The following is a 16,142-nucleotide window of genomic DNA, read 5'->3' on the forward strand; positions in this document are numbered from 1 at the left end:
CGTCGTCGCCGGTCGACCGCGGGAATTCACCCGCCTCTGTTGCACCCTTCTGCCACCTCACCGAAGAAATGGCTTGCAGCCCCGCGGACTCCCCGTTTACGGTGCTGCGCATGGGTTCTCTGTGATATTCCCCGTGCGGCCGCGTTGAGCTCGGCTCCGCCGTCGCGCGTTCTCCTCCGTGCTTCCGCTCCTCCCGTGATGACGTCTGTTCGGCGTGCCGTGGAGTGTTTCCGGCGTGCGCGGACGCGTCCATCCACCCGCGCCGATCGGCCCGGCCGAGAACAGGGGACTCTATGTCTACTGCCGCACAGCTATCTCTTCAGAACGTCACCCGCCGCTACGACGACCACGTCGTGCTGGACGACGTGTCCTTCAGTATCAAGCCGGGCGAGCGGGCCGGCATCGTGGGCGACAACGGAGCCGGAAAATCCACCCTGCTGCGACTGATCGCCGGGCAGGACCGGCCCGACAACGGCGAACTGACCGTTGTCGCACCAGGCGGCTCGGGCTATCTGGCCCAGTCGTCGGACCTGCCTCCCGAGGCCACCGTCCAGGCCGCAGTGGACATGGCTCTTGCCGACCTGCGTGAACTCGAAGCGCGGATGCATCACGCGGAAGCCGGACTCACGGGCTTGGCGGGGGCTGAACTCACCGCCGCGCTGGACGCCTACGCCCACATGGCCGCCCAGTACGAGGCGCGCGCCGGCTACGAAGCCGATGCCCGGGTGGACATCGCCCTGCACGGGCTCGGCCTGCCGGGTCTGGCTCGGGACCGGACCCTGGGCACGCTGTCGGGCGGTGAGCGGTCACGGCTGGCTCTGGCCGCGACCTTGGCGTCCCAGCCGGAGCTGTTGTTGCTGGACGAGCCGACCAACGATCTGGACGACCAGGCGGTGGGCTGGCTGGAGGCACACCTGCGGGCGCAGCGCGGCACTGTGCTCGCGGTCACCCATGACCGGGTGTTCCTGGAACGGGTCGCCACCACGATCCTGGAGGTCGGCGAGGGCAGGGTGAGGCGTCACGGCGACGGCTACGACGGTTACCGCGCCGCCAAGGCCGCTGAGCGGCGGCGCCGTTCGCAGGAGTACGCGGACTGGTCCGCGGAGCTGGCCCGCAATCAGAAGTTGGCCGCCACGAACGTGGCACGGTTGGTGGCGATCCCTCGCAAGCTGCCGTTTGCCGTGTTCGGTCACGGCGGCTTCCGTGCCCGCGGTCGTGGTCACGGGGCGATGGTCCGTATCCGTAACGCGAAGGAGCGTGTCGAACGGCTCACGGACAACGCCGTCGCACCGCCGCCCGAACCGTTGGTGTTCGCCGCACGGATGACCACCGCCGACGGTCAGATGTCACAGGCCGCGGCGGAACTCACCGGCATCCGTGTCGAGGACCGACTGCACGTACCTTCGCTGCGGATCGGCGGCGAGGAGCGGCTGTTGGTCACCGGGCCCAACGGGGCCGGCAAGACAACGCTCATGCGGGTGCTGGCGGGTGAGCTGCGGCCCGATGAGGGGACGGTGCGGACGCGAGGCAGAGTCGGGCACTTGAGGCAGGAGGGGACACCGTGGCCGCCTGGCCTGACAGTCCCACAGGCGTTCGCCCACGGCCGCGGTGGCTCACTGGATGAGCGCATCGACCAACTGTTGTCCCTCGGCCTGTTCAGCCCTGCCGACCTGCGCCTGACAGTGGGCGAACTGTCCTACGGGCAAAGGCGCCGGATCGAACTGGCCCGCCTCGTCAGCGAACCCGTCGACCTGTTGCTGCTGGACGAGCCCACCAACCATCTCTCCCCCGCCTTGGTCGAAGAACTGGAAGGAGCCCTGACCTGCTACCAAGGCGCGGTCGTCGTCGTCACCCACGACCGCCGCATGCGCACCCGCTTCACCGGCAGGCACGTGGAACTGAACGCTGGCCACGTCGCACAGTTCCAGGAGACCGCAGCGGGCTGAAACCCACGGGCCGCCTTGTCACCGGCGGCGGCGAGCTCGCGGGCCTCGCGGTGATCAACACCGGACGAGAACGAACCGACCCGCCGCGTCCTCACCGACGCGCTGGGGCAGATCCTGTCCCGGAACAACGCGTGCCCCCTCGGTGACTTCGATCCCGTCCCCGACCGGCAACACCGTGGACCGGCCGAGCGCATCGAGGCAGATCACTTTTCGATCACCGAGGATCAGGCGGCAGAGACCGTCGCGTGCCTCCGGCACTGACTCGATTCACTCAAGACCATTCCATCCAGCATTCCGATATATGGAGCAGTCAAATGCGTGACACGTGAATATGGTCGGCCGTCATGGACCCAGTCATGGGGGCATAGTCCCGACAAGTAAGTCAAGACTTACCTTTAGGGAGCTTCGTGCGTATGGTGTGGCTCGAATCGAAGGAGCGACTTGTTGTCGAAGAAAAATGATTCTGCTGTGCGTGCGGTTGAATTGGAGCAGGGTTATGTGTCCTCGTTGTACGAGTTGCTCACCGAGCGGCTTTCCGAGGCGCGGGCACACAGAGCGAGTGTGCTGAAGGGCCCGGCAGACAGCGCCGGTGAGACATACGAGCGAGAAGTCGCCGCCGACCGTCTGGCCAAGGAGATCGGCCGGCTGGAGGGCGCCGAAAGAGGGCTGGTCTTCGGTCGCATCGACTGGACGGACGGCACCGCCCTGCGCATCGGACGGATCGGACTGCACACGGAGGAGGACGACCTGCCGCTGCTCGTGGACTGGCGCGCGAACGCGGCGCGGCCCTTCTACGAGGCGACACCGGTCCACCCGATGGACCTGCGGCGCCGCAGGCATCTGCGCCTCGACGACCGCACCGTCATCTCCGTGAGCGACGAACTGCTGGACGGGACCGCGCCGACCCACGAGGACATCGTGGGGGACGGCCCGCTGACCGAGGCCCTGTCGGCCAGGCGCACGGGCAAGATGCACGCCGCCGTCGCGACGCTGCAGGCCGAGCAGGACGAGATCGTCCGCTCCCGCCACCGAGGGGTGACCGTGGTGCAGGGTGGGCCCGGCACCGGCAAGACGGTCGTCGCCCTGCACCGGGCGGCCTACGTCCTGTACGCCTTTCCGCGCGCCGCGGAAGAGGGAGTCCTGGTGGTGGGCCCTAACGCCCGGTTCCTCGACTACATCTCCCAGGTCCTTCCCTCACTGGGAGAGAACGACGTGGTTCTGGCGACATGCCAGGAACTGGCCGGAGTGTTCACGGAGGCGGCGGATCCCTTCGACACGGCACGTCTCAAGGGCACCTCCGGCCTCGCCGACGCCCTGGCCGGCCTGCTGCGCGTCCACCAAGCCCCTGCCGGTGACTTCACCGTGCGGGTCGGGCAGGAAGTGGTCCACCTGTCCGAGAAGGAGGTGGCCACGGCACGCGACGCCGCCGTGGCAGCCGCACCGGGGCACAACCCCGCGCGCCAGGTGTTCAAGGAACTCCTCGCCGATGCCGTCACCGATGCGATGCAGCGGGATATGGGCGACATCCTGGAGCAGATCGACGCCGATACCGAAAAGATGACGGGTCTCAACCTCGACCGGTTCACGGGAGCCGCCCAGCGCCGTGCCGAAGGCGCGGCCGACCCGGATGCTGCCCACGAGCTGGACCTGGACGCCATCCGGGCCGACCTCCTCGACGACGCCGGCGTCGACCGGGCGGTCGAGGCGCTGTGGCCGCGGCTCCCGCCGGGCGGCCTCGTGAACGAGCTCCTGGCGAATGCCGGCGCTCTCGCCGAGCATCTGCCTGGCGTGAGCGTGCGGGAGCGGTCCCTGCTGCTGCGCGGTCCGGACGACCCGTGGACCGGTGCCGATGTCCCGCTGCTGGACGAGGCGGCGAGCCTGGTCGAGGGTCCTCCCGAGCGGACGTACGGCCACGTCGTCGTCGACGAGGCGCAGGAACTGACCGCCATGCAGTGGCGGATGATCGTCCGCCGGTGCCCGGCAAGAGCGATGACGCTGGTGGGCGACTTCGCCCAGGCAGGCCCCGTCGCGACAGCACGCGACTGGAGGGAGGCGCTGAGCCCGCATGTCGGACCGCGGTTCAAACTGCACAACCTGACCGTCAGTTACCGCACCACGCAGGAGATCCTGGAGAGCGTCCGGGACCTGCTCACGCGGATCGCTCCGGACCAGAAGCCCACACGGTCACTGCGAAGCGGTGAGAGCCCTCGTACCGTGATCACGTCTCAGGACGGGTCGGTCGCCGCCGTCGTCCAGGAACTCCATGCGCAGAGCACCGCGCACCCGGACGAGCTCTTGGGGGTGATCTGCGCGGACGCGAGGGTGAGCGAGTTGACGGCCCTGAATATCGTGCACCAGGCACGCATCGTGCCGGCGTCCGAAGCACGCGGCCTGGAATTCGACGGGGTCGTCGTCATGAACCCCGAGGAAATCATCACGGCCCGCCCTGGTGGGGAGAGAGACTTGTACGTAGCCCTGACCCGGGCCACCAAACGCCTCTGCACCATCACCGCCCAGCCCGCCTGACGACTCCGCGCCCGCGGTGTCATCGAGGGCGCATCCGGCGGTCACAGCAGCCGGTCGACGAGCCTGTCGACGGAGTCCTGGGTGAGTTCCATGCCGAACAGGAACCGCGGATGTACATCGGGGCGGGGACGTGGTCCAGCACGTCGAGCGCGGCGGGCCCTCTCGCCGCGCCAGCCGGCGCGGTCCGGCATGGACTGCGCCGGTGGACGGTCGGGTAGGTCGTGGCCCGCGTTGGGTGCGGCCGCAGTCCGGACGTGAAGCGCCGCCCGCACGACCCCTCACCAGCGCCTCGACCGTGCCGAACGCGGCCGTGGCCGCCTCGGCCTCCACATCGTGGATCCCGGCGTTCACCAGCGAGACCCAGAACGGTGGGGGTTGAACGTTCGGTGCACCCCTTCATGGGTGTGGTGGCCCGCCCAGGCGGCCACGAGTGTCACGCTTCCGGCCGACAGCCGGGGCGGCATACTTCTGCAGGCCAAATCCTGTCTAAAATCACCCCAACCGAATTGCGGCCCGACGGGCTTCCTGGACAGGACATGCCCCCACCCGCACGAGTGACTCGTGCCCTGGGGGAAACACCTCGTGTCCATGCTCCTTCTGCGACTGTCGGCGCAGGATCTGCTCACACTTGATTCGCGAGACCGGATGGTGCCGCACCTTGCCGCACGTTGGCGGTACTTCCGGGGAGCGGAAGCCTCGGAGTCGGAGCGTTCCGCGTGGGCGGAGAGCCTCGTGAGCCTTGCGAACGACCTGGTCGCGGCGGGACGGGGCAACGTAGAGATGATCGTCGAGTGTGCGGCCACGATCGACGAGGCGGTCTGCCCCGGTGATCCCCGCCTCATCGACGTCGTTCTGGTGGGCCGCCATCCGGAGCGTCACGTTCCCTCCGTCCAGTTGGTCGAACTGAAGCGCTGGTCAACCGTGAGCCGGGTGGAAAAGGCGGCCGCGGAACTGTTCCACGTGACGGGCATCAAAAAGGAAAAGAAGCATCCGACGCTCCAATTGGAGGCCTACTATGAGGCATTCACAAGCCACCGGGGTCCCTTTCAGGGCGCCGACTTCGAATGCGGCGGTTTCGCGTACTTGCACAATGCCACCGAGGAATCGGTACGCAGCCTGATCGACGTGGACGCGCCTACCGGTTCCTACGCCCGCGTGTACACGCGTGACCGACGCGAGCGGTTGCTGTCCGATCTCAGGACGAACTTCGCCGAAAAGGGCGCGGCCTCTATGGCCGAGAGGATGCTGCAGGGCATGGGTCTGCGCAATACCCCGCTGCTCGATGCCATGATCTGGTCGCGAGGAGCCGACACCGTCTTCACCTTGCGAGGGCGGCAGAAGGAGGCCGCGGATCAAGTCCTGGAGACTGCGTCGAAGGTCCTGCCTGATCCGGCCCATCCGGCGCTGGTGCCGGATGAACGGCGCGTGGTCTTTCTTGTGACGGGTGGAGCGGGAACGGGAAAGAGTGCCATCGGCTTGCAGATCAAGGCAGAGCTGGAGGCCCAGGGGCATACGGTCAAATACGCCAGTGGCAGTCGGGCCTTCAACGGCGCCCTCCAGGAACACGTCGGCTACGGGGATCGGCAGTTCAGGGAGACATTCACCTACTTCAGCGGGTTCGTCACCCCGCCGGACCCTCCGTTGGACGTGCTGATCTGCGACGAGGCGCACCGGCTCCGAAATCGGTCGACCAGCCGTTTCTGGAAGCCCGAGGATCAGGGGACCGGCCCGCAGGTGGACGAACTCCTGGCCGCATCCCGCTTGACGGTGTTCTTCCTGGACGAGGGGCAGTCCGTGAGACCGAACGAAGTCGGAACCGTCGCTCTGATCAAGGAAGCGGCTGAGCGGCACAACGCTCTCGTCGTCGAGTACAAGTTGAGGGAACAGTTCCGATGCGGGGGCAGTGACGCCTACGTTCGTTGGGTGAAGGCGTTGCTCGGTGTGACGGGCGAAGACCCTGGTAAATGGCGCCCTGACGGACTGATGCACATTGAAGTGGCGGATAGCCCGGAGGAACTGGAAGAGATCATTCGCACGGAAGCGTTCGCCGGTGCGTCCGCGCGCATGGTCGCGGGTTACTGCTGGCCGTGGACGAAGCCGCTGGGCAAGGAGCGAAGGCTGGAGCCCGACGTCCGTATCGGCGAGTGGTTCCGGCCGTGGAACGCGGACAGCGACAGCTTCTGCGAGGACGACGCACCACCGTCGAAGATCTGGTCCGTGCACGAGAACGGCCTCGGCCAGATCGGGTGCGTGTACACCGCTCAGGGGCTCGAATGGGACTGGTGCGGTGTGCTCATGGGGGATGACATGGTGCGCCGCGGTGACCAGTGGGTCTTCCGGCGGGGCAAGGAACTCAAGACGGCGGAGCCGGGTGTGAAGCGGGTCGCGGAACCTGGTTCGTTTGATCCGAAGGTGAAGGCCGGCAGCGTCGACGACCACGAGTTCGCGCGCCTCGTCCGGCACGCGTACCACGTGCTGATGACCCGGGCCAGTCGTGCCACCGTGCTCTACTCCACGGATCAGGAGACCCGGGACTACCTCAAGAAACTCGTGGGCAGGGTCGAGATCCATGGGTTGCGGCCGACTTGGGAGAACCTGCCCGTGGAGGCACGTACACCTCACCTGCCCAGGCCGGGCCGGAATCGAGGGCGGGGTAAGAGCAAGGGGAAACGCCACAAGGGCCAGGGGCCACAGGGCCCGGAATGCAGGCTGTTCTGACGAGAACCGGGGCATGAGTGAGGTGGCGGGCTCACCGGGCCCGCCACCGGCCTGCACTAGAAGAGCAGACCTGCGATCGCCATCAGGGCCGCCACCAACAGGTTGGAGACGACTGCGGAGGCGATGTCGATCAGGACCTCGCGGATCCGGTCACGACGCGCACGCTTGCACTCGACCGAGTTCATGGCCACTCCAAAGCAGTGAGATCGGAATGGCAGGGGGACGCCCTGCCGGGCGTCCACGCTCACGTCGTGTGTCACCACGCGACGGGCGCAACCGTTCCTCACTCGCAGCCCGTTGGGGCGAACCCAAGAACCACAGCCTCGTACCTTCCGGGAAAGGTGCGCAGCGCGATCATGATATCTCTTGAGCCGCTGCGGAGAGTCCGGATTTCACAGAGGCGTGCGCCGGTCCCGAATCCGGTTCGATCCGGCGCTCGCGAGGGTCAGAGCGCCGAAGGGATCAGGGAGCGGAGCTTCTCGCGAGTTTCGGAGTCCGTCGAGTAGATGACCGTGCCTATCATGCCGCGCGTCAGGAGCACCTTGTAGGTGTTGCGGATCAGGCGGTCCACGTCCTCGTCCGGAGTGGATTTGGTGAAGGACGGGTCCTTGGAGGCGCTGCGGTCCACCACCCATTGGTCGGTTCGCCAGACGAGGTCCGGGCCCATGATCACACCTGACCAGTCGTACTCGAAGCCCTGGGCGGTGTAGACGCATCCGACCTGTCCGAAACCCGCAGGGTCGGTGGCCCAGAGGGGCGCCGGCGGGGCGCCGAGCAAGGCGCGGTCGCCGAAGAGGTTCCACGGTCTGGCCCAGTCGCCGATGACCACGTCGGTGGGAAGGGTGTGCATGCTGGACGTGACCTTTGTCGTCCACTTCCAGCAGTAGCCCGCGGAGATGCGCGCACCGTAGTTCTGGGACCGTCGCGCAGCCAGGAAGCTTTCCAGTTCCTGGGGGCTGTCGGCGGTCAAGAGCTGCACCTTGTCGTCAGGCTTCCACGGGGTGGGCGCCGTACCTTCGAGTCCCAGAAGGTCGACCACCCACCGCAGGTAGGCGTCGCTGCCACCGCACCGGAACTGGCTGTCGAGCTTGACCACCGTGCAGTCCAGACCCTGTTCGGCCGCGGCCGCCTGGATCTGTTCCACGGTTCCCATCTCACCCGGACGCACCACTTGGTGCTGGTCCAGCAGGAACACCGGAACCCGGGCGGCGTCCATCAGCTCCGCCACCTGCGGTCGGCCGGTCCGCAGTGTGGCCTTTGTGTACCGGTTGGCGGAGGTCCTGCGGAGCCGGTGCGCCTCGTCGCAGACGAGCACGTCGAGGTCGTTCGGCTCCGCCTCCATGAAACTGTTGAAGTACCGGAAGAGCCGTTGGACCTCGGGCTTGCGGGCACCCGCGATCTTGCGCATCGTCTTGGTGAAGGACTGCGAACCGGTGGCATGCAGGGCCGGTACACCGTGCCGGTAGAGCTCGCCCAGCAGGGAGAGGGCGATGACGCTCTTGCCGGAGCCAGGCCCGCCAGCCACGACGACGACGTGCTTGCGGTTGGACCGCCTGGCCTGTCGAACTGCCGACATGACCGTTTCGTAGGCGAGCCGCTGTTCGTCCAGGAGCACGAACTGCTCGCGCGTGCGCACCTCTTCGGCGGCAACAGCCATCAGTTGCCGTGAGGGCCGGACCTTACCCTGCAGCAAGGCGTCGGCTGCCTCGGCACCCGGCTTCGCCGCCAGCCTGGAGCGCAGGTAGCCGATGAAGGCTCCGCGTTGGTCGCCCGTGAACATCCGGCCCCGATCGTCCTCCACGACAGCGCGGAGCCCCGCAACGCCGAAGTCGGTCGCGTTGTGCAGGTAGGCGACTCCCGTGACCGAGTCGGGGATTCGTTCCAACGCTCCGTTGAACGAGGTGAGGTAGTCGCAGTAGCCGCGCACCTGCTCGATCGGATTGAGGACCGGATCCGGGTAGGCGTCGATGCGGCACAGCAGTGCATCGTCCTCCTCGGGATGGGCCTCGCTCCACTGCTTCAGCTCGACCACCACGTAAGAGGGCTCTCCGCTCCTCGGATGAACACCGGCCAGTATCACGTCCGCGCGCTTGCTGGTGAGTGGCAGCGCGTACTCGAGCATCATCTCGACTTCGCCGAGCCCGGCTTCGATGAGCGCATTGGTGAGTGCCGGGATGCTGCGCTCCCAGGAACGCACCTCGGACGGCTGGGGGCGATGGCGGTGTTTGTACAGGAAGTTCTCGCTCAGGAGCTCGGCAAGCCGTCCTTCAAGGTGGGTGCGGTTGGCCAACGACGCCGCGGACTCACGGAACAGCAAGGAAGTGCCCCCAGGCAGCACGAAGTAGCTCGTGCGGGTGGGGGCATGTCCTTCGGTTCCACCGAGGTGGAGCGGAAGCCCGTCGGGCCGCTGAGATGGTCTGAGCCATCCTAAAACAGCGCGTGGATGATGTGCCCTGAGCCAGCGGCCAAGGACTCCTGACCTCCGGTCGCGTCTGCGCGCCATACGGAGCGTGGCACGGCCGAAGGAGCATCGACCAGGGCCCGCGCGGAGGCGCGGCCTCAGGAGTGCGGCTGTTCCGGTAGGTCGAGGTCGAGGACCACGGGGCAGGCGTAGTCGGACTGGGTCATGGTCCAGCCGTCTCCGCGTACGCGGATGCTGCCGGACGTGGGGGAGGCGGGTTCGGCGCCTTCTTCGGCCTTCGCGTCCAGGGGAAGGGGGTGGGAGACCTTGACGGCCGACTGCGCCACCGTGCAGGCCAGTTGGTACATGGCCTGGCGGCTGAGCGGTGCCGCGTCGTCGGGGAACTGGACGGTGAGGACGCCGTCGTCGTCGATGGCCACCTGGGAGGCGTCCGACAGGCGGGGCAGCTTCGTCGTGGCCGTCTCGGCCTCGCTCGCGGTCGGTCCCTCGAACAGCAGGCGGACGACGGCCACCGGGTCTTCGGCGTCGCCGGTCTGGCGGGGGTACGCCGTCACGTCTCCGTCCCGCAGGAAGAAGAGAGAGACGACGGCGGGCGTCGAGTGCCCGGGATCAGGGGAGGAGATGCCGCTCGCCGGCGCACCCGCCTGGATGACACCGGTCGGGGGATCCCGGACGCCGCGAGTGTCGTCGCGGCCGCGAGTCCGGACAACAGCGCCACCACTCGCGGGCCCCTCACCAGGCATCACCGGCTAGGTACTCACCGTGCCCGTCGCCGCGCTGCACACCTCCGCCGACAAGAAGGCCCGGGTGCGGGTCGTGCGGGACGGCAAGGTCACCGACGTCGCCGTCGAGGCGGGTCTCTCCGCGGACGGTCAGGTCGAGGTCACCCCGGCGGACGGCGCCGCTCTGGCCCCCGGCGACCAGGTGGTGGTCGGACGATGAGCGGTGGCCGGACACCGGGCGGCGCCCCGCCCGGCGGCGCGCCCGACGCGGACACCGTCATCCAGCTGACCGGCGTGAGCCGGACTTTCGACTCCGCGCCGCCGGTGCACGCCCTGCGTCAGGTCGATCTGACGGTCCGGCGCGGCGAACACCTCTCGATCGTCGGCCCGTCCGGTTCCGGCAAGTCGACACTGCTCCACACCCTCGGACTGCTGGACCGCCCCACCTCGGGCGCCTACTGGCTCGACGGGGTGGAGACCAGGGGGCTCGGCGACGCGGAACGCACCTCGCTGCGCGGCAGCCGGATCGGGTTCGTCTTCCAGTCCTTCCACCTGCTGCCGTACCGGACCGTGGAGGAGAACGTCATGCTGGCCGAGGTGTACCGTCGGCCGCGCCCCGGGCGCGGCCGGGCCGGACGTGCCGCACGGGCCGCGCGGGCACTGGAACGGGTGGGTCTGGAGCACCGGTCCGGCTTCCGGCCGGACCGGCTCTCCGGCGGTGAGAGACAGCGGGTCGCGATCGCCCGTGCGCTGATGAGCGAGCCGGCCCTGCTGCTCTGTGACGAGCCCACCGGCAACCTCGACAGCGAGAACACCGAGTCCGTACTGGATCTCTTCGGCCGACTCGGCGAGCAGGGCATGACCCTGGTGGTGATCACTCACGAGGAGGCGGTCAGCGGACGGGCCCACAGACGGGTGAGGATCCGCGACGGACGACTCACCGAGGAGCTCCTGTGAGGCCGCGGACACCCGCCCGGCGCGCCGGAACCGGCACGGCGTCCGCCGCAGGCCAGGCCGGGCGGAGCACCGGGCGCCCCTGGATGGATGTCAGGGACCTGTGGGCGGAGGCGCTGGCGGGGGTGATGGCCCGCCCGACGCGGTCCGCCCTCACCACGCTGGGCACCGTCCTGGGTATCACCACCCTGGTCGTCACCATCGGGATATCGTCCACGGCGGGCAACCAGATCGTGGGCCGGTTCGACGCCCTGACCGCCACCTCGGTCACCGTGGGGGTGCCCTCCGTGAAGGGGGCCGGCAGGGGTCCGCTGGTGGACTGGCCGGACGTGGACGCGGTGCGCCGGCTGGCCGGGGTCGAGTCGGTCGCGGCGGTCTCCGAGTCCGAGAGGACCGCGAGCGTCGAGGTGCGCGCCAACGACGTGGTCGCTCCCGGCGAGGTCAGCGGTCGGACCATGGCGGTCGTCGCCGCGTTCCCCGCACTGCCGGACGTGGTACGGGGCGGGACGACCGCCGGGCGCTTCTTCGACGACGGGGACATCGCCCGGCACGACCGTGTGGCGGTCCTCGGCGACCAGGCGGCACGGCTCCTCGGTATCGGCTCGGTGGAGGACGCCCCCGCGGTCTTCCTGAAGGCGCAGACGTACACGGTGATCGGAACACTCGGCTCGGTGGAGCGGGAACAGCGGCTTGCCATCGCGGCGATCCTGCCGCCCACGACGGCCGCGGACCGGATGGGGCCGGAGGCCGTGACCCGGGTACTGAGCAACACCTCGCTCGGCGCGGCGGACCAGGCCGCCCGCCAGGCACCGGTCGCGCTCGCCCCCGGAGCCGAGGCCTCCCTGACTGTGACGGCACCGGCCGACCCGGCCAAGGCCGGCACGGGGGTACAGGGCGATGTCAACGGACTGTTCTGGTCCTCGGCCTGGTCTCCCCGGTGGTCGGGGTCATCGGTACCGCCGATGTGACACGGGTGACCGTCATCGAGCGCGTCGGGGAGATCGGTCTGCGCCGCGCCCTCGGGCCTTACGGTGCCAGGCCGCCAGGCAGTTCCTGGTGGAGTCGACGACGATCGGACTCCTCGGCGGTGTCGTGGGCGCCGCGCCGGGCATGGTCGTCGTGGTGATCGTCGCCGCAGTCAAGGAGTGTACCCCGGTCCTGGACGTCCGTCTCGCCCTCGGAGCACCGGTCGCCGGAGCTCTGGTGGGACTCCTGGCCGGCCTCTACCCGTTTCTGCGGGCCTCCCGCATGGAACCGGTGGACGCCCCGCGCTCGTAGTGCCCGTCCGACGGGAGGACCACGCCGCTCTGCCGCACCGGCCGCCGTCGGCGGTGCGGCAGAGCGGCCGACCGGACGCCGGAGGACCGCCCACCCCAGCAGGACGACCGACGCCTACGGGAAGGAGCCGAACCGTCGTCACCCGGAGGCGGCGACCGCCGGCGCGGGCCCGATAATGGCCTCATGACCGACAGGCGTCTGCGCGTGCTGCTGGCCGAGGACTCCGTCGTCCTCCGTGACGGCATGGTCGAGCTCCTCGGCGCCCGGGGATGCGAGGTGGTGGCCACCGCCGGGACGGCGCCCGAGCTGCTCGCCGGGGTGGCCGAGCACCGGCCCGACGTCGCCGTGGTGGACATCCGGATGCCACCCACACACACCGACGAGGGCATTCGCGCCGCCGTCGAGATCCGTGCGAAGACGCCCGAGGTCGGCATCCTCGTCTTCTCCCAGCACATCGAGACCGCCTGGGCCTCCCGGCTGCTGGCCGGCGGCGCGGCGGGCATCGGGTACCTGCTGAAGGAACGCGTCGCCCGGACCTCCGAGTTCGTGGCCGCGCTGCACCGGGTCGCCGAAGGGGGCGTGGCGCTCGACCCCGAGGTGGTCACCCTCATGATGCGCGGTGGCCGGCGCAGCCGGGTGGACACCCTGACGCCGCGCGAGCACGAGGTGCTGGAGCTGATGGCGCAGGGGCATTCCAACCGCTCCATCGCCGCGCTGCTGGTGGTGTCAGAGCGTGCGGTGGAGAAGCATGTCGCCGCCGTCTTCACCAAGTTCGGCCTGCGGGCGACGGCGACCGACAACAGGCGGGTGAAGGCCGTCCTGACCTATCTGGCGGAGAGCGGCGGCTGAGGTCTCAGCACAGCCGCGTCGGCAGTTCGGCGGTGACGACCGTGGGCCCGCCGGGCGGGCTGTCCACGCGCAGGATCCCGTCCACCGCCGCCAACCGCTCGGCCAGACCGGTCAGGCCGGTGCCGGTGCCGGGCGTCGCGTCGCCGCGGCCGTCGTCGCGCACGGTCAGACGGATACGGCCGTGGGCGGCCCGCGCCGTGAGTTCCGCCGACCGGGCACCGCTGTGCCGGGCGACGTTGGTGAGGAGTTCGGCGGCGCAGAAGTAGACGGTTCGGGCGACCACCGGGTGCGGGCGTTCGCGCAGGTCGAGGTGGACGCCGACCGGTACCGGCGAGGTGGCGGCGAGGCCCGGCAGCGCCTCTTCGAGGCCGCCGTCCAGCGCCACCGGGTGGATTCCCCGGGTGAGCCGCCGCAGTTCGGCGACGGTGTCGTCGGTCTGGGTACGGGCCCGGTCCACCAGGGCGCGCAGCCGCGGCAGATCGGGGCCGGCGGCGGGGGAGAGCGCGTCGTCGGCCAGTGAGAGGGTGATGGCGAGGGCCACGAGCCGGGCCTGGGTGCCGTCGTGCAGATCACGCTCCAGGCGGCGGAACCGGTCGGTGTTGTCCGCGAGCAGGGTGGCACGGGCGGCCTCCAGTTCGCGCACGCGCCGCTGGGTACGGGCGGGGCCGAGCAGCAGCCGTGCGAGGTACCGGTTCGCCGCGCTCAGCGACCGGATCGCGACGGGCACCGCGCACAGGAGCAGCACTCCGAGCACGGTGGAGGCGGCTTCCAGCCGCACGTCCGGCCGCGGGCCCGCTTGCGGCAGGCGGATCCAGAGCGGAAAGCCGATCAGCCAGCCGCAGCCGAGCGGAAGCACCACGGCGTCGGTGAACCCGAGCACCCCGAGGGGCAGGCGCAGCACCAGATAGAGCAGTGTCCGCCAGCCGGCCGGATCGGTCAGTACGACGCGGCCACGGGCGATCGGGCCCGCCGGGCGGGGCAGCTTCCCCGGTACCTCGACGTACTCGCCGAGCAACCGTCCGACCAGCCGCCGGTGCAGCGTGCCCAGACCGCGCGCGCCCAGCAGCCCGGCGACCACGAACGGCAGGCCGAGCACGGTGAGCGAGAGCAGCGTCCCGGCGTACAGGACGGCGAACGCGTAGACGCCGCCGAGGAGGGCGAGCGGCAGCCCGACCACGGCGAAGACCCATTCGCCGCCCCGGACGGACAGGAATCGCCGTCGCTCAGCCGTCTTTGGCCCCCGGCGTCCCGGCCGGACGCCTCGCGGGCGGCCGGGACGGACCGGCGGGCGGCGCGTCCACCCCGGCCGGAGTCCCGCCCGGGTGGGCGTCCGACCGCCGGCCGCACCCTCGGCGGCGGACCCGCCGGCGCGCTCAGTCACGGCCGCCGCCCACCAGCTCCGCCGCCGGGCCGTGGATCGCCCGCAGGCCCGTGGCCAGGACGGCGGGGACGGTCAGCAGCGCCGCACCCGCGACGACGAACCCGCAGGCGCCCACCGGGACGGACGGCATCCGCGATCCGGTCACCGCCGTGCTGAACGCCGCCGACGCGGCGCCCGCGACCGCCGCGCCGAGGAGGACACCCACCGCTGTGGTCAGGACCGCTTCCGTGGTCAGCATGCGCATCAGCTGCGGCCGGGTGGCGCCGACCAGCCGCAGCAGCGCGAACTCGCGGCGCCGTTCGGCGGTCACGGCCACCAGGGTGTTGAGGGTGGAGACGGCGGCGAAGCAGGCCAGCAGCGCCAACTCGGCCTGGCGCAGCCAGACGTCCGTGGCGGACGTGACGCCGGTCGCCGTCGGGCTCGCGGCGTGCCCGGCGGTGCTCGTCATGATCAGCATGGTGCCCGACAGCCCCACGAGCAGTGCCACCGGCACCACGGCGGACGAGAGCCGTCGCGCGTACCCCCGGAGGCCGGCGTCGGCCAGCCACCCCGCACCGGGTGCCAGCGCCCGTACCGGTGCCCCCGCGACGGCCGCCAGGACACGCGCCATGAACGGCCCCGCCAGGGCGACGGCGACCAGCAGGACCAGGGAACCGAGCAACGCCGCCTGCCCCGCCTTGTCCGCCTCCTGCGCCGGGCGCGTCGCGGCCAGTCGTAGCAGCAGGACACCGCCCACCAGCACGCCGGCACCGGCGAGCAGGCGTGGTGCGCCGGTCCGCCCGTGCTCGGCCGAACTCGCGGTGAGGGCCACGGCGGGCGTGACACGGGAGATCCGCCGGGCGGCGACGGCCGAGGCCGCGAGGCCGACGGCGAGCGTGGCGACCAGCGCGACCAGCATCGGCAGAGGGGCCACCGGCACCCGTACGTCCGGCGCCGTCAGCCCCAGTCGCCGCAGCCCGGCGAGGAAGCGGCGGGCCGCGATCACCCCGACGACCCAGCCGGGCACGGCCGTCAGCACGGTGACCGCGACGACCTGGCACCGGACCAGCCGCCGTATCTGACGGGGCGTCGCCGCGATCGTGCGCAGCAGGGCCAGCTCATGGTGCTGCTGGCGGAGGGCGAAACCCAGCGCGTTGACCACGACGAAGAACGCGACCAGGACGGCGATCTCACCGAAGGCGCCGGCGATCACCATCAGCCCGGGGCCCGCGACGCTCCCGTGGGTGGGCGCGGGCGCGGCCGCCTCGGCGGCGAACAGCGAGCCGAACAACGTCACGGTGGTGACGGCGAGGAACAGCGCGACCGCCAGACCGATGAAGGCGGCCGGACGCCGGCGCATCTGTCCG

General features: G+C 70.1%; 13 protein-coding genes. 8 read left to right on the plus strand and 5 right to left on the minus strand.

What is annotated here, in order from left to right:
- The first annotated feature begins 293 nt into the window (after nt 1-293).
- From B9S64_RS25395 to B9S64_RS25405, 3 genes are all read left to right on the plus strand, one after another.
- Nucleotides 294-1,946 (plus strand): TlrC/CarA/OleB/SrmB family ABC-F type ribosomal protection protein, encoded by a 1,653-nt coding sequence (locus B9S64_RS25395; protein ID WP_103491383.1) that lies wholly within the window; start codon nt 294-296, stop codon nt 1,944-1,946.
- A 498-nt stretch (nt 1,947-2,444) separates the two neighbouring features.
- On the plus strand, nt 2,445-4,472 hold the full coding sequence (locus tag B9S64_RS25400; protein WP_103491382.1) for an AAA family ATPase: 2,028 nt from the start codon (nt 2,445-2,447) through the stop codon (nt 4,470-4,472).
- A gap of 588 nt (nt 4,473-5,060) precedes the next feature.
- On the plus strand, nt 5,061-7,190 hold the full coding sequence (locus B9S64_RS25405) for a DUF2075 domain-containing protein (protein WP_258037865.1): 2,130 nt from the start codon (nt 5,061-5,063) through the stop codon (nt 7,188-7,190).
- Nucleotides 7,191-7,246: 56 nt separating this feature from the next.
- On the opposite strand, the gene B9S64_RS34770 is transcribed toward B9S64_RS25405, so the two are convergent.
- The 3 genes from B9S64_RS34770 to B9S64_RS25415 all read right to left on the minus strand — a co-directional run bounded on the left by B9S64_RS34770 (nt 7,247) and on the right by B9S64_RS25415 (nt 10,166).
- Nucleotides 7,247-7,375, minus strand: a complete 129-nt coding sequence (locus B9S64_RS34770) for a DUF6408 family protein (protein ID WP_219818780.1) — start codon at nt 7,373-7,375, stop codon at nt 7,247-7,249.
- A 260-nt stretch (nt 7,376-7,635) separates the two neighbouring features.
- Nucleotides 7,636-9,507: a DUF2075 domain-containing protein gene (locus B9S64_RS25410; RefSeq protein ID WP_181012293.1), complete on the minus strand. Its 1,872-nt coding sequence runs from the start codon at nt 9,505-9,507 to the stop codon at nt 7,636-7,638.
- Nucleotides 9,508-9,749: 242 nt separating this feature from the next.
- The gene (locus B9S64_RS25415) at nt 9,750-10,166 is read right to left on the minus strand and encodes a GerMN domain-containing protein (RefSeq protein WP_258037858.1); all 417 of its coding nucleotides are present in this window, start codon (nt 10,164-10,166) and stop codon (nt 9,750-9,752) included.
- Nucleotides 10,167-10,374: 208 nt separating this feature from the next.
- On the opposite strand from B9S64_RS25415, the gene B9S64_RS25420 reads away from it, so the two are divergent.
- From B9S64_RS25420 to B9S64_RS25435, 5 genes are all read left to right on the plus strand, one after another.
- Nucleotides 10,375-10,554, plus strand: coding sequence for a hypothetical protein (locus B9S64_RS25420; RefSeq protein ID WP_103491380.1), 180 nt, complete (start codon nt 10,375-10,377; stop codon nt 10,552-10,554).
- A complete protein-coding gene (locus tag B9S64_RS25425; RefSeq protein WP_103491379.1) occupies nt 10,551-11,291 on the plus strand; it encodes an ABC transporter ATP-binding protein in 741 nt (246 codons plus the stop codon). The genes B9S64_RS25420 and B9S64_RS25425 overlap by 4 nt, the downstream gene beginning before the upstream one ends.
- Before the next feature lie 83 nt (nt 11,292-11,374).
- Nucleotides 11,375-12,256: an ABC transporter permease gene (locus B9S64_RS25430; protein ID WP_258037857.1), complete on the plus strand. Its 882-nt coding sequence runs from the start codon at nt 11,375-11,377 to the stop codon at nt 12,254-12,256.
- An 88-nt stretch (nt 12,257-12,344) separates the two neighbouring features.
- Nucleotides 12,345-12,566, plus strand: a complete 222-nt coding sequence (locus tag B9S64_RS35170) for an ABC transporter permease (protein WP_258037856.1) — start codon at nt 12,345-12,347, stop codon at nt 12,564-12,566.
- A 183-nt stretch (nt 12,567-12,749) separates the two neighbouring features.
- Nucleotides 12,750-13,415: a response regulator transcription factor gene (locus B9S64_RS25435; RefSeq protein WP_103491378.1), complete on the plus strand. Its 666-nt coding sequence runs from the start codon at nt 12,750-12,752 to the stop codon at nt 13,413-13,415.
- Nucleotides 13,416-13,419: 4 nt separating this feature from the next.
- On the opposite strand, the gene B9S64_RS25440 is transcribed toward B9S64_RS25435, so the two are convergent.
- Nucleotides 13,420-14,592, minus strand: a complete 1,173-nt coding sequence (locus B9S64_RS25440) for a sensor histidine kinase (RefSeq protein WP_258037864.1) — start codon at nt 14,590-14,592, stop codon at nt 13,420-13,422.
- Nucleotides 14,593-14,788: 196 nt separating this feature from the next.
- Nucleotides 14,789-16,135 (minus strand): FtsX-like permease family protein, encoded by a 1,347-nt coding sequence (locus B9S64_RS25445; protein WP_109492234.1) that lies wholly within the window; start codon nt 16,133-16,135, stop codon nt 14,789-14,791.
- Nucleotides 16,136-16,142: the final 7 nt, after the last annotated feature.

It is taken from the genome of Streptomyces sp. SM18 (assembly GCF_002910775.2).
GTDB lineage: Bacteria > Actinomycetota > Actinomycetes > Streptomycetales > Streptomycetaceae > Streptomyces > Streptomyces halstedii.